Annotated in this window: 23 protein-coding genes and 1 pseudogene; 21 read left to right on the forward strand and 3 right to left on the reverse strand. The window is 75.8% G+C overall.

Translation table 11 applies throughout. The features are described from left to right. The first annotated feature begins 1 nt into the window (after position 1). Together ACI8AR_RS09265 and ACI8AR_RS09270 are read left to right on the forward strand one after the other, a co-directional pair. A complete protein-coding gene (locus tag ACI8AR_RS09265) occupies positions 2-853 on the forward strand; it encodes a GNAT family N-acetyltransferase (protein ID WP_456935801.1) in 852 nt (283 codons plus the stop codon). Between the two features lie 46 nt (positions 854-899). Beyond that, the gene (locus ACI8AR_RS09270) at positions 900-2,795 is read left to right on the forward strand and encodes a penicillin-binding transpeptidase domain-containing protein (protein ID WP_457050755.1); all 1,896 of its coding nucleotides are present in this window, start codon (positions 900-902) and stop codon (positions 2,793-2,795) included. Here the strand turns inward: ACI8AR_RS09270 and ACI8AR_RS09275 are convergent. Further along, positions 2,792-3,250: a ferritin-like domain-containing protein gene (locus ACI8AR_RS09275; RefSeq protein ID WP_457050756.1), complete on the reverse strand. Its 459-nt coding sequence runs from the start codon at positions 3,248-3,250 to the stop codon at positions 2,792-2,794. The two genes, ACI8AR_RS09270 and ACI8AR_RS09275, sit on opposite strands and share 4 nt — an antisense overlap. A 12-nt stretch (positions 3,251-3,262) precedes the next feature. Then, complete coding sequence (locus tag ACI8AR_RS09280; protein ID WP_457050757.1) at positions 3,263-3,739, reverse strand: hypothetical protein; 477 nt, start codon at positions 3,737-3,739, stop codon at positions 3,263-3,265. Positions 3,740-4,102: 363 nt separating this feature from the next. Here ACI8AR_RS09280 and rimP point away from each other — a divergent pair, with 363 nt between their 5' ends. The 11 genes and pseudogenes from rimP to truB all read left to right on the forward strand — a co-directional run bounded on the left by rimP (position 4,103) and on the right by truB (position 13,773). Further along, positions 4,103-4,720, forward strand: a complete 618-nt coding sequence (gene rimP, locus ACI8AR_RS09285; protein WP_457050758.1) for a ribosome maturation factor RimP — start codon at positions 4,103-4,105, stop codon at positions 4,718-4,720. After that, positions 4,717-5,850 (forward strand): transcription termination factor NusA, encoded by a 1,134-nt coding sequence (nusA, locus tag ACI8AR_RS09290; protein ID WP_456929916.1) that lies wholly within the window; start codon positions 4,717-4,719, stop codon positions 5,848-5,850. Before rimP ends, nusA begins: the two co-directional genes overlap by 4 nt. A gap of 41 nt (positions 5,851-5,891) precedes the next feature. After that, positions 5,892-6,242: a YlxR family protein gene (locus ACI8AR_RS09295; protein WP_456929931.1), complete on the forward strand. Its 351-nt coding sequence runs from the start codon at positions 5,892-5,894 to the stop codon at positions 6,240-6,242. A gap of 94 nt (positions 6,243-6,336) precedes the next feature. Continuing rightward, positions 6,337-6,483 (forward strand): annotated as a pseudogene (locus ACI8AR_RS09300) (translation initiation factor IF-2 N-terminal domain-containing protein); the annotation flags it as partial. 1,038 nt (positions 6,484-7,521) lie between these two features. Next, positions 7,522-9,354, forward strand: coding sequence for a translation initiation factor IF-2 (gene infB / locus ACI8AR_RS09305; RefSeq protein WP_457050771.1), 1,833 nt, complete (start codon positions 7,522-7,524; stop codon positions 9,352-9,354). A 105-nt stretch (positions 9,355-9,459) separates the two neighbouring features. Continuing rightward, the gene (locus tag ACI8AR_RS09310; protein WP_456935795.1) at positions 9,460-9,756 is read left to right on the forward strand and encodes a DUF503 domain-containing protein; all 297 of its coding nucleotides are present in this window, start codon (positions 9,460-9,462) and stop codon (positions 9,754-9,756) included. Between the two features lie 66 nt (positions 9,757-9,822). Beyond that, positions 9,823-10,302: a 30S ribosome-binding factor RbfA gene (gene rbfA, locus ACI8AR_RS09315; RefSeq protein WP_457050759.1), complete on the forward strand. Its 480-nt coding sequence runs from the start codon at positions 9,823-9,825 to the stop codon at positions 10,300-10,302. Next, positions 10,299-10,544 carry a hypothetical protein gene (locus tag ACI8AR_RS09320; protein WP_457050760.1) on the forward strand — a complete coding sequence of 82 codons (246 nt, stop codon included), beginning with the start codon at positions 10,299-10,301 and terminating at the stop codon, positions 10,542-10,544. The genes rbfA and ACI8AR_RS09320 overlap by 4 nt, the downstream gene beginning before the upstream one ends. 3 nt (positions 10,545-10,547) lie before the next feature. Next, positions 10,548-11,558, forward strand: coding sequence for a DHH family phosphoesterase (locus ACI8AR_RS09325; protein ID WP_457050761.1), 1,011 nt, complete (start codon positions 10,548-10,550; stop codon positions 11,556-11,558). Next, positions 11,555-12,859, forward strand: a complete 1,305-nt coding sequence (locus ACI8AR_RS09330; protein WP_457050762.1) for an MATE family efflux transporter — start codon at positions 11,555-11,557, stop codon at positions 12,857-12,859. The genes ACI8AR_RS09325 and ACI8AR_RS09330 overlap by 4 nt, the downstream gene beginning before the upstream one ends. Next, entirely contained in the window at positions 12,856-13,773 is a 918-nt protein-coding gene (gene truB / locus ACI8AR_RS09335) for a tRNA pseudouridine(55) synthase TruB (RefSeq protein ID WP_457050763.1), read from the forward strand. Before ACI8AR_RS09330 ends, truB begins: the two co-directional genes overlap by 4 nt. A 72-nt stretch (positions 13,774-13,845) precedes the next feature. Here truB and ACI8AR_RS09340 read toward each other — a convergent pair whose 3' ends face one another. After that, the gene (locus ACI8AR_RS09340) at positions 13,846-14,526 is read right to left on the reverse strand and encodes an HAD family hydrolase (protein ID WP_457050764.1); all 681 of its coding nucleotides are present in this window, start codon (positions 14,524-14,526) and stop codon (positions 13,846-13,848) included. A 72-nt stretch (positions 14,527-14,598) separates the two neighbouring features. Here ACI8AR_RS09340 and ACI8AR_RS09345 point away from each other — a divergent pair, with 72 nt between their 5' ends. From ACI8AR_RS09345 to dapB, 8 genes are all read left to right on the forward strand, one after another. Beyond that, complete coding sequence (locus tag ACI8AR_RS09345) at positions 14,599-14,922, forward strand: antibiotic biosynthesis monooxygenase family protein (protein ID WP_456943352.1); 324 nt, start codon at positions 14,599-14,601, stop codon at positions 14,920-14,922. 119 nt (positions 14,923-15,041) lie between these two features. Then, complete coding sequence (locus ACI8AR_RS09350; RefSeq protein WP_456935788.1) at positions 15,042-16,181, forward strand: branched-chain amino acid aminotransferase; 1,140 nt, start codon at positions 15,042-15,044, stop codon at positions 16,179-16,181. Between the two features lie 32 nt (positions 16,182-16,213). Further along, positions 16,214-17,182, forward strand: coding sequence for a bifunctional riboflavin kinase/FAD synthetase (locus ACI8AR_RS09355; protein ID WP_457050765.1), 969 nt, complete (start codon positions 16,214-16,216; stop codon positions 17,180-17,182). A gap of 128 nt (positions 17,183-17,310) precedes the next feature. Beyond that, the gene (gene rpsO / locus ACI8AR_RS09360; RefSeq protein WP_072920360.1) at positions 17,311-17,580 is read left to right on the forward strand and encodes a 30S ribosomal protein S15; all 270 of its coding nucleotides are present in this window, start codon (positions 17,311-17,313) and stop codon (positions 17,578-17,580) included. 246 nt (positions 17,581-17,826) lie between these two features. Then, positions 17,827-20,103, forward strand: coding sequence for a polyribonucleotide nucleotidyltransferase (locus tag ACI8AR_RS09365; RefSeq protein ID WP_457050766.1), 2,277 nt, complete (start codon positions 17,827-17,829; stop codon positions 20,101-20,103). A 40-nt stretch (positions 20,104-20,143) separates the two neighbouring features. Beyond that, positions 20,144-21,484, forward strand: a complete 1,341-nt coding sequence (locus tag ACI8AR_RS09370) for a M16 family metallopeptidase (RefSeq protein ID WP_457050767.1) — start codon at positions 20,144-20,146, stop codon at positions 21,482-21,484. Between the two features lie 28 nt (positions 21,485-21,512). Beyond that, positions 21,513-21,944, forward strand: a complete 432-nt coding sequence (locus ACI8AR_RS09375) for a VanZ family protein (RefSeq protein ID WP_457050768.1) — start codon at positions 21,513-21,515, stop codon at positions 21,942-21,944. Continuing rightward, complete coding sequence (gene dapB, locus ACI8AR_RS09380) at positions 21,941-22,747, forward strand: 4-hydroxy-tetrahydrodipicolinate reductase (RefSeq protein WP_457050769.1); 807 nt, start codon at positions 21,941-21,943, stop codon at positions 22,745-22,747. Before ACI8AR_RS09375 ends, dapB begins: the two co-directional genes overlap by 4 nt. Positions 22,748-23,039: the final 292 nt, after the last annotated feature.

Genomic DNA, 23,039 nt, shown 5'->3' on the forward strand with positions numbered 1-23,039 from the left:
CGTGCTCCGCTCGCCGACCGCCCGCGTCCTCGACGAGACCGACGAGCCGGCCGTCCGCCGGCTGCTGGACTCCGACCCGGTCGCCGCGTGCGTGCTCGCCGGGCGCGTGGAGGCGGCCGGCACCGCGCCGTCGACGCTCGGGGCGCCGCTGTGGGGGATGGGCGCCGGCCGCAGCCTCGACGCCGTCTGCCTGGCCGGGGCCAACCTCATCCCGTTCGCAGTCCCCGGCGCCGAACAGGCGGCGGCCGAGGCGTTCGCCGAACGCGCCCGCCGGGCCGGCCGCCGCTGCTCGACGATCGTCGGGCCGGCCGCGGCCGTCGACCCGCTGTGGGAGCTGCTCGAGCCCGCGTGGGGCCCGTGCCGTGACCACCGGCCCCGGCAGCCGCTGATGGCCATCGAGGGCCCGCCGGCGGTCGCCCCCGAGCCGCGGGTCCGGCCGGTGCGCCCGCGCGAGGTGGACGTGCTGCTGCCCGCGGCGGTGGCCATGTTCACCGAGGAGGTCGGCGTCAGCCCACTGCGGACCGACGGCGGCGTCGGCTACCGCGCGCGGGTCGAGGACCTCGTCCGCGCCGGCCAGTCGCTGGCCTGGATCGAGGACGGCCGGGTGCTGTTCAAGGCCGAGATCGGCGCGGTGTCGCGGGCGGCCTGCCAGGTGCAGGGCGTGTGGACCGCCCCCGAGATGCGCGGCCGCGGCATCGGCGCGGCCGGGATGGCCGCCGTCGTCGAGTACGCGCGGACCATGATCGCCCCGGTGGTCAGCCTCTACGTCAACGACTACAACGCCCCCGCCCGCGCGGTGTACCGCCGGGTCGGGTTCCGCGAGGTCGGCCGCTACGCCAGCGTTCTGTTCTGAGCCACCTCCCGGGGAACGCCGGCCCGGTCTGAGAGGGTGTCCCGTCGTGGCAGCACGACGCACGGCGGTCCTCGGCACGGTCCTCACGCTCCTGTCCGCACCGGCCCTCGCCGCCTGCTCCGGCAGCTCCGAGGACGACGTCCGCGCCGCCGCGCAGGCCTTCCTCGACGACTGGGCCGGGGGCGACACCGGCGCCGCGGCGGACGCCACCACCGACCCCGACGCCGCCACCGCGCTGCTCGAGCAGACCGCCACCGACCTGCCCGGGGCCACGCTCGACGCCGAGCTCGGCGACGTCACCGTCCGGGACGGCACCGCCACCGCCGCCTGGACCGCCACCTGGGACCTCGCCGCGGCACCCGCCTGGAGCTACGAGGCCACCCTGGAGCTGCGGGAGGGGGAGGACGCCTGGCAGGTGGTCGCCGAGCCCACGCTCGTGCACCCCGAGCTGGGCGAGGGCCAGCGCCTGCAGCTGACCCGGTCGCTGCCCGAGCGCGCCGCGGTCACCGACGCCGCCGGCCAGCCGCTGTTCACCCCGACCGAGGTCGTCAACGTCGGCGTCGACACCGGCCAGGTCGCCGACCTGCCGTCGCTGGCCGCGGCGCTGTCGGCGGCCACCGGGGTGTCCGCCGAGGAGATCACCGCCGACGTCCAGGCCGCTCCGGCCGGCCAGTTCGTCCCCGTGATCACCCTGCGGCGGCCGGACTTCGAAGCCATCCGCGCCCAGGTCTTCGACCTGCCCGGCGCGGTGTTCCCCACCGAGACGCGGCTCCTCGCGCCGTCGGCCGGGTTCGCCTCCGCGTTGCTCGGCCGGGTCGGGGCGGCCACCGCCGAGGTGCTCGAGGAGACCACCGGGGAGGACGGGGCCGTGTACGCCGCGGGGGACCAGCTCGGCCTCTCCGGCCTGCAGCGCGCCTTCCAGGAGCAGCTCACCGGCACCCCCGGGTTCACCGTCTCGGTGGTGAGCACCGACGAGTCCACCGGCGACGCCGGCCAGGAGGTCGGCGCCGTCGAGCCCGTCCCCGGCGAGCCGATCCGGACGCCGCTGGTCCGCGCGCTGCAGGACGCCGCCGACGGCGCCGTCGCCACCCAGCCGCTGGCGACCCACCTGGTCGTCGTCCGGCCCGGCACGGGGGAGGTGCTGGCCGTCTCCTCGAACGGGGCCGCGGCGGCCGGCAACGCCCTGACCGGCCAGTACCCGCCGGGCTCGAGCATGAAGACGATCACGGCGACGGCGCTCCTGTCCGCCGGCGCGCTCACCCCGGACACCGCGGTCCCCTGCCCGGGGACGACGGTCGTGGAGGGCCGCGAGTTCGAGAACCAGGACCAGTTCGACCTCGGCACCGTGCCGTTCACCGAGGCGTTCGCCCGGTCCTGCAACACCACCTTCATCCAGGCCGGCCTGGAGCTGCCCGACGACGCCCTGGCCGCGGCGGCCGCCTCCTACGGGGTGGGCAGCGACTGGCAGCTGCCGGTCGACGTGTTCAGCGGCAGCGTCCCGGCCGACGCCACCGGCACCACGAAGGCCGCGGACGCGATCGGCCAGGGCCAGGTGCTCGTGAGCCCGGCGCAGATGGCGCTGGTGGTCGCGGGCGTGGCCAGCGGCACCCCGGCCGCCCCGGTCGAGGTGGTCGGCGCCGACCCGGCGGGCCCCGCGCCGGCCGGCCCGGGCCAGGCGGTGCTCGACCAGCTCCGGCCGATGATGCGCCAGGTCGTGCTGACCGGCACCGCGCAGGCGCTGGCCGACCGCGGCGAGGTCTACGGGAAGACCGGCACCGCCGAGTTCGGCAGCAACACCCCGCCGGACGCGCACGGCTGGTTCACCGGCTACCAGCTCGGCGGCCCGCAGGGCGACATCGCGTTCGCGGTGCTGGTCGAGGGCGGGCAGTCCAGCAGCGCCGCCGTCGCCGTCACCGACGCCTTCCTCGGCGCGCTGGGCTAGCCCTCGGGCAGGCCCGGCAGGGCCGTCGTGACCGGGGTGCGGCCGGCGGCGGCGCGCCAGGTCACGGCGCGCTCCTCGCCGGCGCCCAGGGAGTCGACGGCGAGCTGCCGCACCCCGGGCTCCTCCGCCGCGTCGAGCAGCGCCACCCAGGCCGCGGAGACGCCGTCCTCGAGCACGACCGCCAGGGCCGCGGCGTCGACCGGCGAGAGCACCGGGAAGGGCAGCTCGTAGCCGGCCTCGGCGGGCACCGGGTCGGCGTCGCGCTCGTCCAGCAGCTCCGCCAGGCGGTCGCGGGAGTCCCGGTGGGCCTGCTCGGCGTCGGCGGCGGGCGTCCGGCCGTCGGCCGGCAGGGCCGCCCCGACGACGCCGTACCCCCACACGGCCGCGTGCTCGGCGGCCACCACCTCGCGCAGCGCGGTGTCCTCCGCGCTCCCGGCGGTCCCGTCCTCAGCCACGTGCAGCCTCCCTCACGCCAGTGCGGCGGCGTGCCCGCGCAGCCCCGCCGCGATCGACCCCAGCAGCGCGGCCCCGGCACCGGAGGCCTCCACGCAGGCGGCCGCGTGGGCGGCGGCCGCGGCGTCCACCTGCTCACGCAGCCACGCGCGCAGGTCCCCGCCCGCGGGCGCCGCCGGCGGCGCCGAGGACGACGGGGTCGCCCCCGGCGCCGCCGCGCGCAGCCGCGCCAGCTGCTCCTGCGCCTGTCCGGTCAGGTCGGCGACGGTCCCGGCGAACGCGGGGTCCGCGGCGACCGCCGCGTCGTAGGCGGCCACCACCGCCTCCTGGACGGCGACCTGGCCGGCCAGCCGGTCCTGCTGCGCCGCCGTCTCCCGGGCCGCCTCCCCGGAGTCGCCGGAGGTGCAGCCGGCCAGCAGCAGCGCCAGCCCCGCCGTGCCCGCGAGCAGGCGGCGGCGCGGGAACCCGGCGGGGGCGGGGGAGGGGGACATCGCCCGCCATCCTCCCAGGAGCCGCCCGACGCGCCCGGACGGCTCCCGGGCGCGTCGGGACCTCCGGGAGGTCACCCGCCCGAGCGGCCGGGCCCCGACGCGCGGTGGAGCGGTAGCCTGACGACTCCCGGGTACGCCGCGGCCGGTGCCGCGCTGACCCGCGCCACCGGGCGCGGCCCCGGACGGTGCGGTCCGCCGAGCACGAGCTCCGACCGGTTGCAGGAGGGGAGGGAGCCCGTGTCCGCGAGGGGACGGCAGGACCCGGCCGTGGGGTCCCGGCAGGACCCGGCCGTGGGGTCCCGGCAGGACCCGGCCGTGGGGTCCCGGCAGGACCCGGCCGTGGGGTCCCGGCAGGACCCGGCCGTGAGGGGACGGCAGGACCCGGCCGCCACGCGGCTGGCCGGCTGGATCGAGCCTGTGGTGGGGGCCGCCGGCTACGACCTCGAGGAGCTCGTGGTCACGCCCGCCGGCCGGCGCAGCGTCGTCCGCGTGGTCGTCGACCGGGACGAGGGCGTGTCCCTCGACGACGTCGCCGAGGTCAGCCGGGCGGTCTCGGCGGTCCTCGACGAGAACGACGGTGAGCTCGGCCGCGCCCCCTACGTGCTCGAGGTGACCAGCCCCGGCGTCGACCGGCCGCTGACCGAGCCGCGGCACTGGCGGCGCAACACCGGCCGGCTGGTCACCGTGACCGTCGGCCCGGCCGGGGCGGCCGAACAGGTGACCGGCCGGGTCACCGCCGTCGACGACGAGGGCGTGACCCTCGCCGTCGAGCCGAAGGCCAAGCCCGGGGCCCGCAAGCGGCCGCCGACGCCCCGGCAGGTGTCCTGGGCCGAGCTCGGCCCCGGCCGGGTGCAGGTCGAGTTCGGCCGCCCGGGCAAGGACGACCTGACGGACGACCTGACGGACGACCCGGCGGACGAGCCGGACGACGTGCTCGACGCGGACGACGACGAGGGCGACGACGACGGAGGAGGACAGTGAACATCGACGTGACCGCCCTCAAGGCGGTCGAGCGGGAGAAGGGCATCCCCGTCGACACGGTCATCGAGGCCCTCGAGACGGCGCTCGTGACCGCGTACCGCCACGCCGACGGCGCGGCCAAGCACGTGCGGGTGCACGTCGACCGGAAGACCGGTGAGGTCGCGGTGCTCGCGCAGGAGCTGGGCCCCGACGGCGAGGTCGTGCGCGAGTGGGACGACACCCCGAGTGACTTCGGCCGCATCGCGGCCAGCACCGCCAAGCAGGTCATCGTCCAGCGGCTGCGCGACGCCGAGCACGAGCAGACCTTCGGCGAGTACGCCGGCAAGGAGGGCGACATCGTCAGCGGTGTCGTCCAGGCCGACGCGCGCCGCAACGCCCAGGGCGCGGTCCTGGTCGACATCGGCAAGGTCGAGGCGGTCCTGCCCGCCGCCGAGCAGGTGCCCGGCGAGAGCTACCCGCACGGCAGCCGGCTGCGCGCCTACGTCGTCTCGGTGTCCCGCACCCACCGCGGCCCGCAGGTGACCGTCTCGCGCACCCACCCGAACCTGGTGCGCAAGCTGTTCGCCCTGGAGGTCCCCGAGATCGCCGACGGCAGCGTGGAGATCGTCGCCGTCGCGCGGGAGGCCGGGCACCGCTCGAAGATCGCCGTCCGCACCTCGGTGCCGGGGCTCAACGCCAAGGGCGCCTGCATCGGCCCGATGGGGCAGCGGGTGCGCAACGTCATGAGCGAGCTGCACGGCGAGAAGATCGACATCGTCGACTGGTCCGACGACCCGGCGACCTTCGTCGCCTCGGCCCTCAGCCCGGCCCGGGTCAGCAGCGCCACGCTGGTCGACCCGAAGGCCAAGGCGGTGCGCGTCGTCGTCCCGGACTTCCAGCTGTCGCTGGCCATCGGCAAGGAGGGGCAGAACGCCCGCCTGGCCGCCCGGCTCACCGGCTGCCGGATCGACATCCGCAGCGACGCCCGGCCCGACGACGCCACCCCCTCGCCCGGGGTGGGGCGCCCGCCGCTGCGCTCGGGCCCGCCGCCGGTCCGGGCCGGCGCCCCGGGCGGGCGGCCGTCCCCCGGTGGGGGCGGGCTGCGGTCCGGTCCGCGGCGTCCGGAACAACGGGGTCCCGCAGCGCGCTAGAGTGACGGGTGGCCGAAACGTCGATCCCGGTGCGCACGTGTGTGGGCTGCCGGGAGCGCGCTCCGGTCACCGACCTGCTGCGTGTCGTCCTCCGGTCCGGGACCCTCGTGCCCGATCCGCGACGGCGGCTCCCCGGCCGGGGTGCGTCCGTGCACCCCACCCCGGAGTGCCTCCACGCAGCGGAGCGACGCCGGGCCTTCTCCCGGGCGCTGCGCCTCCCGCGCGGTGCCGCGGTGGAGGCCGGTCCGCTCCGGGCCCACGTCCTCGGCGCCTCCGCGCCGGGGGACCCGGGCCCGGGACGGGCGACAGCGGACGAACGACAGACCGCACTTCCCACAGACGGACCGGCAACCGGCCGGTCCGCACGTCGAGAGCAGGACGTCGTCGGATGAGTCAGCCGTGAAGTCCCCACGATGACAAGCCAGACCATGTACCACTGACGACGAGGTCGCGCGGGCGAGCCGCCGGCCTCACAAGAGGAGATCCGTGCCAGGCAAAGCCCGCGTCCACGAACTCGCCAAGGAGTTCGGGGTCGACAGCAAGACCGTGCTCGCCAAGCTCAAGGAGCAGGGCGAGTTCGTGAAATCCGCCTCCTCGACCGTCGAGGCCCCCGTGGCCCGGCGGCTCCGGGAGGCCCTCGGCGCGTCCACCGGCGGCAACGCCGGCGGCGGCAACGGCGGCGGTGCCCCCGCGCGTCCGGCCGCCCCGCGCCCGGCGGCGCCCTCGCCGGCCGCGTCGGCCCCCGCGCCGTCGCCCGCCGCGCGTGCGCCGCAGCCCCCCGCCGCGCCGTCCGCGCCCGCGCCGTCGGCCGGTCCGACGCCGGGTCCGCGGCCCGGTGCCCCGCGTCCGGGTGCACCGACGCCCGGCCCGCGTCCGGCCGCGCCCCAGGCCCCGGCGGCCAGTGCACCGGCGCAGCAGCCGGCCGCGCCCTCGGGTCCGCGTCCGGCCGCGCCGGATGCCCCGCGTCCGGGTGCGCCCGCACCGCGTCCGGCCGGTGGCCCCGTCCCCGGTCCCGCGCGTCCGGCCGCCCCGCGCCCGGCGGCTCCCGGTGGCGCCCGTCCCGGCGGTGCCGCGCCCGGCGCCCCGGGTGCCGGTCCGCGTCCGGGCCCGCGTCCGGCTCCCCGGCCGGGCAACAACCCCTTCAGCAGCGCCCCGCGTCCGGGTCCGGCTGCCGGTGGCCCGCGTCCGGGCCCGGCGGCGGGTGGCCCGCGTCCGGGTCCCGGTGCCGGCGGTCCGCGTCCGGCGCCCGGCGCCGGTGGTCCCCGTCCCGGTGGCCCGCGTCCGGGTCCCGGCGCCGGCGGTCCGCGTCCCGCGGCCGGTCCGGGTGGTCCCCGGCCGAACCCGGGCATGATGCCGCCCCGGCCGAACCCGGGCATGATGCCGCCGCGTCCGGCCGGTGCCGGCCGTCCCGGCGGGCCCGGTGGTGCCGGTGGCCGCGGCCGTCCCGGTGGTCCCGGCGGCGGTGGCGGATTCCGTCCCGGCGGCGGTGGCCCCGGTGCCGGTGCGCCGGCCGGAGGTGGCTTCCGTAGCGGCGGCGGCGGCGGTGGTGGCCGCGGCCGCGGTCGCGGTGGCTCCGGTGCGGGCACCGCGGGTGCCTTCGGGCGTCCGGGTGGCCGCGGTCCGGTCCGCGGGCGCAAGAGCAAGAAGCAGCGGCGCCAGGAGTTCGACCAGATGGCGGCGCCCAGCATGGGCGGCGTCAGCCTGCCCCGCGGCAACGGGCAGACCGTCCGGCTGCCCCGCGGCGCCTCGCTGACCGACCTGGCCGAGCGCATCGGCGCCCAGCCGGCCGCGCTGGTGACCGCCCTGTTCCACCTGGGCGAGATGGTCACCGCGACGCAGTCGGTGAACGAGGACACCCTGCAGCTGCTCGGTGCCGAGATCGGCTGGAACATCGAGGTCGTCAGCCCGGAGGACGAGGACCGCGAGCTCCTCGAGACCTTCGACCTGACCTTCGGTGACGAGGGCGACGAGGAGGACTGGGAGACCCGTCCGCCGGTCGTCACGGTCATGGGTCACGTCGACCACGGCAAGACGAAGCTGCTCGACGCCGTCCGCAACACCAACGTGGTGGCGCGGGAGGCCGGCGGCATCACCCAGCACATCGGCGCGTACCAGATCGCCACCGAGCTGGACGGCCAGGAGCGGGCGATCACCTTCATCGACACCCCGGGTCACGAGTCGTTCACCGCGATGCGTGCCCGTGGCGCGAAGGTGACCGACATCGTCGTCCTGGTGGTCGCCGCCGACGACGGCGTCATGCCGCAGACGGTCGAGGCGCTCAACCACGCCCAGGCCGCCGAGGTGCCGATCGTGGTCGCGGTGAACAAGGTGGACAAGGAGGGGGCCAACCCCGCCAAGATCCGCCAGCAGCTCACCGAGTACGGGCTGGTGGCCGAGGAGTACGGCGGCGACACGATGTTCGTCGACGTCTCGGCGGTCACCCGGCAGGGTCTGGACGACCTGCTGGCGGCGATCCTGCTCACCGCGGACGCCGCGCTCGACCTGCGCGCCAACACCGAGATGGACGCCCAGGGCGTCGTCATCGACGCCAAGCTGGACCGTGGCCGCGGCCCCGTCGCCACGGTGCTGGTCCAGCGCGGCACCCTGCGGGTCGGTGACTCGCTGGTCGCCGGTGACGCCTTCGGCCGCGTGCGGTCGCTGCTCGACGAGCACGGCGCCAAGCTCAAGGAGGCCACGCCGGCCCGCCCGGTGCAGGTCGTGGGTCTCACCTCGGTGCCGCGTGCCGGTGACACCTTCCTCGTCGTCGAGGAGGACCGCGTCGCCCGGCAGATCGCCGACCGGCGGCAGGCCCGCATCCGCAACGCGCAGAACGCCTCGATGCGCAAGCGGATCAGCCTGGAGGACCTCGACGCCGCGCTGAAGGAGAACCGCCAGCTCAACCTGATCATCAAGGGCGACAACTCGGGCACCGTCGAGGCGCTCGAGGACGCGCTCATGAAGATCGAGGTGAGCGACGACGTCTCGCTGCGGGTCATCCACCGCGGCGTCGGCGCGATCAGCAAGAGCGACATCGACCTGGCGCTGGCCGACGACGTCATCGTCATCGGCTTCAACGTCCGGGCCGAGGGCCAGGCCACCGAGCTCGCCAACCGCGAGGGCGTCGACGTCCGGTACTACTCGGTCCTCTACTCGGCGATCGAGGAGATCGAGGCGGCCCTCAAGGGCATGCTCAAGCCGGAGTTCGAGGAGGTCGAGCTCGGCACGGCGGAGATCCGCGAGGTCTTCCGGGTGCCGCGCATCGGCAACGTCGCGGGCTCGATCGTCCGCAGCGGCACGATCAACCGGAACTCGAAGGCCCGGGTCATCCGCGACGGTGTGGTGATCGCCGACAACCTGACCGTCGAGTCGCTGCGCCGCTTCAAGGAAGACGTCACCGAGGTCCGCGAGGGCTACGAGTGCGGTATCGGCCTGGGGTCGTTCAACGACGTCAAGGTCGAGGACGTCATCGAGACCTTCGAGGTCCGCGAGAAGCCGCGCGACTGAGGAAGGACCCCCTCGCCCCCCACCACTCGCACGCTCGTGGTGGGGGGGCGAGGGGGTCACAGGTAGACGATCGCCCAGCAGCAGGGAGAGGGAGGTCCCCGGTCGGTGTTCACCGGCTCGATGACCGCCGACCTGCTGCTGGGCGACGTCCACTCGCTCAAGGGCAAGCGCGCCGTGGTCCGGCCCATCGTGGCCGAGCTGCGGCGGCGCTTCGCCGTGGCCGCGGCCGAGGTGGGCGACGTCGACCTGCACCGCCGCGTGCAGGTCGGCGTCGCCACCGTCGCGGGGGACGCCGGTCAGGTGACCGACGTCCTCGACGCCTGCGAGCGGTTGCTGGCCGACCGGCCGGAGGTGACGCTGCTGTCGACGCACCGGCAGCTGTTCTCCGACACCGACGCCTGATCCGGCCTGCCCACGCCCGTCCGGGCGCGCCTCCCCGCGCGCCCCTGAGACCCCCGGAGGTCCGTCGTGGCCGACCCCGCCCGCGCCCGCAAGCTCGCGGTGCGCATCCGACAGATCGTCTCCGCCGCGATCGAGTCCCAGATCAAGGACCCCCGGCTGGGCATGGTCACCGTGACCGACGCCCGGGTGACCAGCGACCTGCGCGAGGCCACCGTCTTCTACACCGTCTACGGCGACGCCACCGCCGTCGCGGACTCCGCCAAGGCGCTCGCCTCGGCCACCGGGGTGCTGCGCTCGACGGTGGGCCGGCAGACCGGCATCAAGTTCGTGCCGACGCTGGCCTTCGTCGCCGACCACGTGCCCGACACCGCGCGCGAGCTCGACGAGGCCCTCGAGCGGGTCCGGCACGCCGACGCCGAGCTCGCCCGGCTGCGCGAGCACGCCACCTACGCCGGCGAGGCCGACCCCTACCGGCACCCCGAGGAGGACGACGAGACCTCGGACGCCGACGTCGGCACGTCCCCCGAGCACAGGAGCGCCTCGTGAGTGAGAACGACCCGGACCCGTACCTCCCCGGGGAGGGGCAGGGCCGCTCGGAGCTCGGCGGGCGGGCCGAGCCGAACGCCGGGGACCCCACCGAGGGCGGCCGCGAGGGCCAGATCGGGGAGGTGCCCTCCATCGCGGCGGACGAGCCCGACGACGGCGGCCCGCCGCTGCCGCCCGGGGGCGGGCTGGTGACCGAGGACCGCAACGCACCCCCGGTGGCCGATCCCGGCCCCGACGCCTGACCGGTGACCGCACCGACCGCCGGGGTGCCCCTGCGCACCCCGGCCGCCGTGCTGGCCATGGCCGCCGACACGGGCGCCACCGTGGTGCTCAGCGGGCACGTGCAGCCCGACGCCGACGCGCTGGGCAGCACCCTGGCCCTCGCCGAGGGGCTGCGCCGCCGCGGCGCCCGGGTGACCGCCACGTTCCCCGGCCGCCCCGTGCTGCCCGACTCGCTCGGCTGGCTGCCCGGCGCCGGGCACCTGGTGCCCTCCACCGCCGTCCCCGCCTCCCCGGACGTCTTCGTCAGCCTGGACGCCGCCTCCCCCGCCCGCCTGGGTGAGCTGGCCGCGGTGCTCGGCGACGCCGGCACCTCGGTCGTCGTCGACCACCACGCGAGCAACCCCGGCTTCGGCGACGTGCGGCTGGTGGACCCGGCCGCCCCGGCGACCGTCGTCCTCGTCGCCGGCCTGCTCGACGAGCTCGGCGTCGCCCTCGACGCCGACCTGGCGACGCTGCTCTACGCCGGCCTGGCCGCCGACACCGGCTCCTTCCGCTTCAGCAGCACCCGGCCGGACACCCACGCGCTGGCCGCCCGGCTGCTGTCCACCGGCATCGACCACGCCGCCATCAGCCAGCGGCTGTTCGACACCGCCCCGTTCGGCTGGCTGCGGCTGCTGTCGGCGGTGACCGGGCGCGCGGTGCTCGAGCCCGGCGTCGGCGCCGGCCTGGTGTGGACCTGGTCGAGCACCGCGGAGGCGGCCGAGCACGGCCTGCCCGGCGAGCAGCTCGAGGCGGTGGTCGACGTCGTCCGGTCGACCGCCGAGGCCGACGTCGCCTGCGTGCTCAAGGGCCAGGACGACGGCTCGTGGGCGGTGTCGCTGCGCTCCCGCGGTGGCACCGACGTCGCCCGGGTCGCGATGGCGCTGGGCGGCGGCGGGCACCGGGCCGCGGCCGGCTTCACCTCGCACCTGGACCGCGAGGCGACGGTGGCGGCGATCCGGGCACAGGTGTCGGCCGCGACGACGGCGCGGTGACCGGGCGGGCGCCGTCCGTCCTGGGGCTGGCCGTCCCGGCGCTGGTCGTGCTGGCCGCCGAGCCGCTGTACCTGCTGGTCGACACCGCGGTCGTCGGCAACCTGGGCACCGTCCCCCTGGGCGGGCTCGCCGTCGGCGGCGGGCTGCTGGCCTGGGCCGCCGCGCTGCTGAACTTCCTCGCCTACGGCACCACCGCGCGGGCCGCCCGCCGGGCCGGGGCGGGGGACCGCGCTGGCGCCGTCGCCGAGGGCGTGCAGGCCACCTGGCTGGCGCTGCTGCTCGGCGCCGCCGTCGTCCTGCTGTTCCAGGTGCTGGCCGGGCCGCTGACCCGCGCGCTGGCCGGCGGGCCGGGCGCGGTGGCCGCGGCGGGGGAGCAGTGGCTGCGCGTCGCCGGCTGCGGCGCCCCGCTGCTGCTGGTGTCCCTGGCCGGCAACGGCTGGCTGCGCGGCGTGCAGGACCTGCGCCGCCCGGTGCGCTTCGTGCTCGCCGGCAGCCTGCTGAGCCTGGTGCTGTGCCCGCTGCTGGTGCACCCGGCCGGTCTCGGGCTGCCCGGGTCCGCGGTGGCCAACCTCGCCGGCCAGTCGCTGACGGCGGCGCTGTTCGTGCGGGCGCTGCTGCGCGAGGGCGCCGACTGGCGGTTCCGGCCGGCCGCCGTGCGCGCGCAGCTGGTGCTCGGCCGCGACCTGCTGCTGCGCGCCACCGTCCTGCAGCTGGCCTTCCTGGTCGCCGCCGGGGTCGCCGCGCGCGCCGGCCAGGCGCAGCTCGGCGCCCACCAGATCGCGCTGCAGCTGTTCCTCTTCCTCGCGCTGGTCCTCGACGCCTACGCCATCGCCGCGCAGACGCTGGTCGGCCACGCGCTCGGCGCCGGCCGGCCCGACGAGGCCCGGGCCACCGCCCGCCGGGTGACCCTGTGGGGCCTCGGCACCGGCGTGCTGGTCGCCGTCGCGCTGCTGGCCGGCCGCGACCTGCTCGTGCCGCTGTTCACCGGCGACCCCGCCGTCCGCGAGCAGGCGGAACTGGTCTGGTGGTTCCTCGCCGGGTTCCAGCCGCTGGCTGGGGTGGTCTTCGCCCTCGACGGCGTGCTCATGGGCGCGGGCGACGTCGCCTACCTGCGCACGGTCACCGTCGGCGCCGCGCTGGCCGGCTTCCTGCCGCTGTCCCTGCTGTCGGGGCCGCTGGGCTGGGGCCTGGCCGGCGTGTGGACCGGGCTGACGGCGTTCATCGCGCTGCGGCTGGTCGCGGTGCTCGCCCGGGTGGCGGGGGACAGGTGGCTGACCGCACCTGCGACGGTGGGCGCATGAGCCGCCGCCGCGCCGCCGACGCCGACGTGACCCCGGGGATCCTGCTGGTCGACAAGCCCGGCGGGATGACCTCGCACGACGTCGTCGCCCGGGCCCGGCGGGTGCTGTCGGTCCGCCGGGTCGGCCACGCCGGCACGCTCGACCCGATGGCCACCGGCCTGCTCGTGCTCGGCGTCGGGTCGGCGACCCGGCTGCTCGGCCACCTCGGCGGCTCGGACAAGGTCTACGACGCCACGATCCGCCTCGGCCAGACCACCGTCACCGACGACCGCGAGGGCGAGGTCCTCACCACCACCCCCGCCGGACACCTCGACGACGACGCGGTCCGCGCGGCGCTGGCCGCCCAGACCGGCCCGCTGCTGCAGGTGCCCTCCTCGGTGAGCGCGGTGAAGGTCGGCGGCCGCCGCTCCTACGACCGCGTCCGGACCGGCGAGGAGGTCGTGCTCGAGCCCCGCCCGGTCACCGTGCACCGCATCGACGTGCACCGCGTCGACCGGACCGGGCCCGGCCTGGTCGACGTCGAGGTGACCGTGGCCTGCTCCGCCGGGACCTACGTCCGGGCGATCGCCCGCGACGCCGGTGCCGCGCTCGGGGTCGGCGGGCACCTCACCGCGCTGCGCCGCACCGCCTCCGGCCCGTTCACCACCGCGCAGGCCGCCCCGGTCGAGGAGGCCGCGGCGGCGCTCGCCGCCGGGGGCGGGCCGGGGACGCTGACCCTCCCCGAGGCCGCGACGGCGATCTACCCCGAGCGGCGGCTCACCGACGACGAGGCGCGCGCCCTCGGGTACGGCCAGCGGGTCCCGGCCACCGGGCGGCCCGGGCTGACCGCCGCCGTCGACCCCGCGGGGCGGCTGGTCGCGCTGGTCGAGGACGCCGGGTCCACCGCCCGGGTCGCCGTCGGCTTCCCCGGGTGAAGGTCTGGAACGGCTCCCGTGCAGGGGCCCGCGCCGAGCGTGCGAGGCGTGGGGGGCACGGGGGTCCTTCGTCTAGCCGCGGGCGGCCTTGCCGATCAGCGAGTCGTCGAGGTGGTCGAGCAGGTCGGCGGGGTCGTCGTAGACCTCGTCGGCACCGGCCTCGAGCAGCTCGGCGCGGGAGATGCCGCCGCAGGTCAGCGCGATGCACGGCAGCCCGGCGTCGCGCGCGGACCGCACGTCCCAGACGGTGTCCCCGACGACGACGGTGCGCGAGGCGTCCAGGCCGTGCCGGTCGACGGCGGTCTGCAGCAGGTCCGGCGCCGGCTTGGCCGACTTGACGTCGGCCGAGGAGGTGGCGCCGTCGACGACGTCCTCCCCGCCGATCGCCGGCACCATCCACTCCAGGTCCGAGTCCTTGCCGCTGGTGGCCAGCACCACGGCCAGCTCCCGCTCCCGGCACGCGGCCAGCAGCTCGTCGACGCGCGGGAAGGGGGTCACCAGCTCGCGCAGCGGCGCGTAGCGGCGGGTCTTGGTGTCGGACACCTCGGACGCGTCGTCGGCGTCGTCGCCGAGGAGGTGGCTGACCAGCTCCTCGCTGGCGATGCCGATCGCCCGGTGGCAGGCGGCCATCGACACCTCGGCGTGCCCGGTGTCGCGGAAGGCCTGCCACCAGGCGAGGACCTGCAGGTAGTTGGTGTCCAGCAGGGTGCCGTCGACGTCGAACAGCACGCCGGGCCGGGGAGCCGGGGTCATCGGGCCATCCTCGCCCGGCCCGCGGGAGGCCGCAGGGGATTGACGGTCCCCCCGGGCGGGAAGGGGCCTGCCATGAGCGTCGTCAAGATCAACGCCATCACCGTGCCGCCGCACATGCAGGAGCGCTTCGAGGAGCGCTTCCGCGGCCGCGCCGGCGCCGTGGAGAAGACCCCCGGCTTCGAGTGGTTCGAGCTGCTGCGGCCGCTGGAGGGCACCGACCAGTACCTCGTCTACACCCGGTGGGAGAGCGAGGAGGCCTACCGCTCCTGGGAGGACGGGCAGGACTTCGCCCGCGCCCACGAGGGTGGCGGGGACGAGCTCGCCCCGGCCGCGAGCGACTCGCACCACCTGTGGTCCTACGAGGTCGTCGAGAGCTCGGCGCCGGACCGGCCCTGACCCGCGCGGGCGACGGCGGCGGTCGGCTCCCGGCCGCCGCCGGGCCCGGGGCTACTGTGAGCGGAGGGGCGGGCCCGACGCCGCCCCGGCCGCAGACGGAGCACGCGCAGGTGGGAGCCATGACCGACACGCTCGCCGACAGCAGGACCACGCCCCGGGTCTTCACCGAGGGCGTCCCGGTGACCGTGGAGGACGTGCCCCGCCGCCCGGCCGCCGAGCGCCAGGCGGTGCTCGCCGACCCCGGCTTCGGGCGGCACTTCACCGACTCGATGTTCGTGGCCCGCTGGACCGCCGGCACGGGCTGGCACGACGCCCGGCTCACCGCGTACGCGCCGCTGCAGGTCGACCCGGCCACCGCCGCGCTGCACTACGCGCAGTCGATCTTCGAGGGGCTCAAGGCATACGCCCAGCCCGACGGCAGCGTGGCGACCTTCCGGCCCGAGGCCAACGCCGCCCGCTTCGCCCGCAGCGCCCGCCGGCTGGCGATGCCGCCGGTGCCCGAGGAGGCCTTCCTCGCCGCCGTCGACGCGCTCGTCGACGCCGACCGCGACTGGGTGCCCACCGGCCCCGACCAGACGCTCTACCTCCGGCCCTACCAGCTGGCCACCGAGCCCTTCCTCGGCGTGCGGCCGGCGAACGAGTACCTGTTCCTCGTCATCGCCAGCCCCGCCGGCGCGTACTTCCCGCGCGGCGTGCACCCGGTGAGCGTCTACCTCTCCGAGGACTACATCCGGGCCGCGCCCGGCGGCACCGGCGACGTCAAGTGCGCCGGCAACTACGCCGCCAGCCTGCTGGCCCAGGAGCAGGCCATCGCCGCCGGGTGCGACCAGGTGGTCTGGCTCGACGCGGTCGAGAAGCGCTACGTCGAGGAGATGGGCGGGATGAACCTGTTCTTCGTCCTCGGCTCCGGCGACGACGCCGAGCTGGTCACCCCCGAGCTCACCGGCACGCTGCTGCCCGGCATCACCCGCGACTCGCTGATCTCCGTGGCCCGCGAGCGGGGCATGCGGGTCACCGAGCGGAAGTTCAGCGTCGACGAGTGGCGCTCCGGCGTCGCCGACGGCACGGTCACCGAGACCTTCGCCTGCGGCACCGCCGCGGTCATCACCCCGGTCGGCGAGGTGAAGGCGCGCACCGGCGACTTCACCGTCGGCGACGGGACGCCGGGGCCGGTCACCATGGGCCTGCGCGAGCACCTGCTCGACATCCAGCACGGCCGGGTGCCCGACACCCGCGGCTGGCTGCACCGGGTCGCCTGAGCGACCCGGCGGCGACACGGGGGAGCGGGCGGGTGCGGCACTGGCGCGGGCTGGCCGACGTCCCGGCCGACCTCGGCCGGACGGTGGTCACCGTCGGCATGTACGACGGCGTCCACCGCGGCCACCAGCAGCTGATCGGCACCGCCGTCGCCCGCGCGCGGGCGCTGCACCGGCCGTGCGTGCTGGTCACCTTCGACCCGCACCCGACCGAGGTCGTGCGGCCCGGCTCGCACCCGGCGATCCTCACCTCGCTGCACCGCAAGGCCGAGCTGGTCGCCGGGCTCGGGGTCGACGCGATGTGCGTCATCCCGTTCACGCCCGAGTTCAGCCGGCTGACACCCGAGGAGTTCGCCCACGGCGTGCTCGTCGAGGACCTGCACGCCTCGGCGGTCGTCGTCGGCGAGAACTTCACCTACGGGCACAAGGCCGCCGGGAACGTCACCACGCTGACCCAGGAGGGCCGCCGGTTCGGCTTCGCCGTCGAGGGGATCCCGCTGGCCGGCGACGCCTCCGCCGACGGCGAGGTGACGATCTCCTCGACCTACATCCGCGCCTGCGTCGCCGCCGGCGACATGGACAGCGCGGCGCGGGCGCTGGGCCGCCCGCACCGGGTCGACGGCGTCGTCGTCCGCGGTGACCGCCGCGGCCGGGAGCTGGGCTACCCGACGGCGAACGTCGAGTGCCCGCCGTACACCGCGATCCCCGCCGACGGCGTCTACGCCGGGTCCCTGGTCACCCGCGACCCCGCCGGGCGCACCCTGGACAGCCGGCCCGCCGCCGTCTCGGTGGGCACCAACCCCACCTTCCAGGGCTCCCGCCGCACCGTGGAGGCCTACGTCCTCGACTTCGCCGGCGACCTCTACGGCGAGCACGTCGGCGTCGAGTTCGTCTCCCGGCTGCGGCCGATGACCACCTTCGCCGGGGTCGACGAGCTCGTGACGGCCATGGCCGACGACGTCGTCCGCACCCGCGCCGTCCTGGGACTGCCCCCCGCCGGGTGATCACCGCGCCGGGCCCCCGCCGGCGCGCTGGTAGCCTCGCAGCTGTCGGGCCCCGCCCGACGTGTGTGCACCCCTGCCCCCGTGAACCAGACCGGGGGCCACACCCGACCTGGCCAGGAGGCCCGCCCATGGCGCTCGACAGCGCGACGAAGCAGCAGATCATGACCGAGTACGCGACGGTCGAGAAGGACACGGGCTCGCCCGAGGTCCAGGTCGCGATGCTCACCCGCCGGATCAGCGACCTGACCGAGCACCTCAAGCAGCACAAGCACGACCACCACAGCCGGCGCGGCCTGCTGCTGCTGGTCGGCCGCCGTCGCCGGCTGCTGAACTACCTGGCGAAGACCGACATCAACCGCTACCGCTCGCTCATCGAGCGGCTCGGTCTGCGCCGCTGACCCAGAGGGGACCGTCCCGCCCGGGACGGTCCCCTCTCTCGTGGGGCACCCGCCCCACGAGACCCCCGGCGCCCCGCCCGCGCACCCCGACGCCGGCCGGTCCTCGGTGGTGGCCCCCGGGAATGCCCCTCCACGGGAGGGGGAACGACCCCCGTGGGCTTCGATCGAAGACCGGTCACCCGGGAGCAGTCCGGCGCAGACGCCACGAAGAGGACGTCGCCGCATGCGACGTAGGAAGAGGACGACGTGTCCGCACCCACCACCCAGGGCAGCATCGCTGCCGAGTACGACCCCGAGGACGGGGTCACCACCGCCACCGCGGTCATCGACAACGGCAGCCACGGCAGCCGCAGCATCACCTTCGAGACCGGGCGGCTGGCCAAGCAGGCCGCCGGCTCGGTCGTCGTCAGCATGGGCGACACCATGCTGCTGTCGGCCACCACGGCCAGCCGGCAGCCCAAGGAGCACTTCGACTTCTTCCCGCTGACGGTCGACGTCGAGGAGCGGATGTACGCCGCCGGGCGCATCCCCGGCTCGTTCTTCCGCCGCGAGGGCCGCCCCAGCGAGGACGCGATCCTCACCTGCCGCCTGATCGACCGGCCGCTGCGGCCGACCTTCGCCAAGGGCCTGCGCAACGAGGTCCAGGTCGTCATCACCGTGCTGTCGCTGGACCCGGCGCACCTCTACGACGTGCTCGCCATCAACGGCGCGTCGGCGTCCACCCAGCTGTCGGGCCTGCCGTTCTCCGGCCCGGTCGGCGGCACCCGCGTCGCGCTGGTGGGCGGCCAGTGGATCGGCTTCCCCACCCACGCCGAGCTCGAGGACGCCGTCTTCGACATGGTCGTGGCCGGCCGCCTGCTGCCCGACGGCGACGTCGCGATCATGATGGTCGAGGCCGAGGCCACCGAGAAGACGATCGAGCTGGTCCGCGGCGGCGCCACCGCGCCGACCGAGGAGGTCGTCGCCCAGGGCCTCGAAGCCGCCAAGCCCTTCATCAAGGCGCTGTGCGAGGCGCAGACCGCGCTGGCCGAGAAGGCCGCCAAGCCGGTCGCGGAGTTCCCGCGCTTCCTGGACTACCAGGACGACGTCTACGCCGCCGTCGAGTCCGCCGCCCTCGAGCGGCTGACCGAGGCGCAGGCCATCGCCGGCAAGCAGGAGCGCAACGACGCCACCGACGCGCTCAAGGACGAGGTCACCGCCTCGCTGGCCGAGCAGTTCGCCGGCCGCGAGAAGGAGGTGTCGGCCGCCTTCCGCGCCGTCACCAAGAAGGTCGTCCGGCAGCGCATCCTGCGCGACAAGGTCCGCATCGACGGCCGCGGCGTCACCGACATCCGGCCGCTGTCGGCCGAGGTCGAGGTCGTCCCGCGGGTGCACGGCTCGGCGCTGTTCGAGCGCGGCGAGACCCAGATCCTGGGCGTCACCACGCTGAACATGCTCCGCATGGAGCAGCAGCTCGACACGCTCTCGCCCGAGACGCGCAAGCGCTACATGCACAACTACAACTTCCCGCCGTACTCCACCGGCGAGACCGGCCGCGTGGGCTCACCCAAGCGCCGCGAGATCGGCCACGGCGCGCTCGCCGAGCGCGCGCTGCTGCCGGTGCTGCCCGACCGCGAGGAGTTCCCCTACGCGATCCGGCAGGTGTCCGAGGCGCTGGGCTCCAACGGCTCGACGTCGATGGGCTCGGTGTGCGCATCGACCCTGTCGCTGCTCAACGCCGGTGTGCCGCTGCGCGCCCCGGTCGCCGGCATCGCCATGGGCCTGGTCTCCGACGAGGTCGACGGCAAGACCGAGTACGTCGCGCTGACCGACATCCTCGGCGCCGAGGACGCCTTCGGTGACATGGACTTCAAGGTCGCCGGCACCAAGGACTTCGTCACGGCCCTGCAGCTGGACACCAAGCTCGACGGCATCCCGTCCGACGTGCTCGCCCAGGCGCTGACCCAGGCCCGCGCCGCCCGCCTGCACATCCTCGACGTGATGAACGAGGCCATCGACGGCCCCGACGAGATGAGCCCGTACGCCCCGCGCGTGACCACGGTGCGCATCCCGGTCGACAAGATCGGCGCGGTCATCGGCCCCAAGGGCCAGATGATCAACTCGATCCAGGACGAGACCGGCGCCGAGATCACCATCGAGGACGACGGCACCATCTACGTCGGTGCCTCCGACGGCCCCTCGGCCCAGGCCGCGGTCGACCGCATCAACGCGATCGCCAACCCGCAGATGCCGAAGGTCGGGGAGCGCTTCCTCGGCACCGTCGTCAAGACGACGCCGTTCGGCGCCTTCGTCTCGCTGCTGCCGGGCAAGGACGGCCTGGTGCACATCAGCAAGCTGGGCGGCGGCAAGCGCATCGGCAAGGTCGAGGACGTCGTGAACGTCGGCGACAAGCTGCAGGTCGAGATCACCGACATCGACGCCCGCGGCAAGATCAGCCTGGTCCCGGTGGCCGCCGAGGGCGAGGGTGCCGCCGCCGGCGACGGCGCGGCCCCGGCCGACGCCCCCGCTCCCGCGGAGGCCTGACACGGTCGCCGAACCGACGACGACCGGGGCCGGGCCGGGCGTGGGGTCCACCGACCTCACGTCCGCCCCGGCCCCGGTCGGTGTCACCCGCGTCATCGACGTCGACGAGGTCGGCGGCCGGGTCGAGCGCACGGTGCTGCCCGGCGGGCTGCGCGTGCTCACCGAGACGATGCCCGGCGTCCACTCGGCCACCCTCGGCATCTGGGTGGGCGTCGGCTCCCGGGACGAGACCGAACGCGTCGCCGGCGCCTCGCACTTCCTCGAGCACCTGTTGTTCAAGGGCACCCGCAGCCGCAGCGCCCTGGAGATCGCGACGGCGATGGACGCCGTCGGCGGTGAGATGAACGCCTTCACCGCCAAGGAGCACACCTGCTACTACGCCAACGTGCTCGCCAGCGACCTCCCGCTGGCGGTCACGCTGCTCGGCGACCTGGTGACCGAGGCGCTCAACACCGCCGAGGACCTGGAGTCCGAGCGGACGGTGGTGCTCGAGGAGATCGCCATGCGCGACGACGAGCCCTCCGACCTGGTGCACGACCTGTTCGCCGAGACCCTGTTCGGCGGCACCCCGCTGGGCCGCTCGGTGCTCGGCACCGTCGAGTCGATCGAGGGGCTGACCCGCGACGAGGTCGACGGCTGGTACCGCTCGCGCTACGCCGTCCCCTCGATGGTGGTCACCGCCGCCGGCCGGGTGGACCACCAGCAGGTGGTCGACCTGGTGACCGCGGTCTTCGGCGACCGGCTGTCCGGATCGGCGTCCCCGGCGCCGCTGCGCCGCGGCGAGGGGCTCGTCCCCGGCCGCCCCGCGCGGCCGGCGGGGCTGGTCAACCGCAAGACCGAGCAGACCCACCTGCTGCTGGGCAGCCTCGCCCTCAGCCGCTTCGACGAGCGGCGCTACGCCGCCGCGGTCCTGGAGACGGCGGTCGGCGGCGGGATGAGCTCGCGGCTGTTCCAGGAGATCCGGGAGAAGCGCGGGCTGGTCTACAGCGTCGGGTCGGCGCTGACCTCCTACGCCGGCACCGGGGCGTTCTCCGTCTACGCCGGGTGCGCCAAGAAGCGGGTGCCCGAGGTACTGCGCCTGGTGCGCGAGGAGCTGGCCCGGGTGGCCGCCGAGGGGCTCACCGCCGAGGAGGTGGCCCGCGGCCGCGGCCAGCTGCGCGGCGGGACGGTGCTCGGCCTCGAGGACACCGGTTCGCGGATGAGCCGGCTGGGCAAGAGCGAGCTGTCGCACGGGGAGTACGTGCCGGTGCGCGAGGTGCTCGACCGGATCGCCGCCGTCGACGAGGAGCAGGTGCGCGCGGTCGCCGCGGACCTGCTGGGCCGGGAGACCTGCCTCGCCGTCGTCGGGCCCTACCGGGAGTCCGACCTCGACCGGCTCTGACCCCGCCCAGCCCGACGACCGGAGACCGATGACCGACGTGAGCCCCACCTCGGTGTTCCGCGTGCACGGGGCGCTGTCCCGCGGCGCCTTCGCGGTGACGGTGCTCGTCTCGCTCGCCGTGCTGTTCGCGCCGGCCTCCGACGTCCCCGCCGCCCCGCCGGGTGTGGACAAGCTCGTCCACCTGGCCCTGTTCCTCGCGCTGGCGCTGGCCGGACGGTGGGCGGGGGCGTGCCGGGAGCCGCTGGCGGTGCTGCTGCTCGTCTACGGCGCGATCAGCGAGGTGGTCCAGGCGGTTACGCCCGTGGAGCGCTCGGGCTCGGTCCTCGACTGGGTCGCCGACGCCGCCGGTGTCGGGCTCGGCCTGCTGCTGTGGGCAGTGGGGGAGCGCCGGACCGCCCGGGTGACCCGTGCCGGGGCCGTCTTGCATCGGGACGGGCCGCCGGGAAGCCTGACCCGGTGACCACGAGCACCCCCGCACCCGACCAGCAGGCGACCGGCGCGACCACGGGCGAGCCGCCCCGGATCTCGGTCGGTGTGCTCGGCGCCCGGGGCCGGATGGGCACCGAGGTGGTGAAGGCGGTCAACGCCGCCGACGACCTCGAGCTCGTCGCGATGGTCGACGAGGGGGACTGGCTGTTCAACGTCGCCGACGCCGGCGCGCAGGTGGTCGTCGACTTCACCCGGCCGGACGTCGTCATGGACAACATCCGGTTCTGCATCGACCAGAACATCCACTGCGTCGTCGGGACGACGGGCTTCGACGAGCAGAAGCTGGCCACGGTCGCCGAGTGGCTGCAGCCCAAGCCCGAGGTGGGCGTGGTCATCGCCCCCAACTTCGGCATCGGGGCCGTGCTGCTCATGCGCTTCGCCCAGGAGGCGGCGCGGTTCTTCCCCTCCACGGAGATCGTCGAGCTGCACCACCCGAACAAGGTCGACGCCCCATCGGGCACCGCCGTCCGCACCGCGCGCCTCGTCGCCGCCGCCCGCCGGGCGGCCGGGCTGCCGGCGTCGCCCGACGCCACGACCGACGCGCTCCCCGGCGCCCGCGGAGCCGACGTCGAGGGGATCCCCGTGCACGCCGTGCGGCTCACCGGCCTGGTCGCACACCAGGAGGTCCTCATGGGGGCGGCAGGAGAGACGCTGACGCTGCGGCACGACTCCTTCGACCGCGCGTCCTTCATGCCCGGTGTGCTGCTGGCGGTCCGCGAGATCGGCCGCCGGCCGGGGCTGACCGTGGGGATCGAGACCTTCCTCGGCCTCTGATCCGTCCCGTGACGGGGTGTGACCGAGACCCCGTGTGCACGGCCCTCGGATGTCGTGTACCGTTCTCTTCGCGCCGGACGGAGCCCGCGAGGGCCACGGAGGAGCACCCGAGCGGTGCAGGTCTCCGGAGCCGGCGTAGAGTGGGACAAGCCGCCACCGAGGAAGCCCGAGAGGGTCGAGTTGGTGTGCGTCCGCTCCTTGAGAACTCAACAGCGTGCCGAAAGTCAGTGCCAAGTAACAAACCCCCGGCGCTGCACCGTGTGGTGGAGCGCAGGGATTCCTTTGGTTGATG

The organism is Geodermatophilus sp. SYSU D01036 (assembly GCF_054050435.1).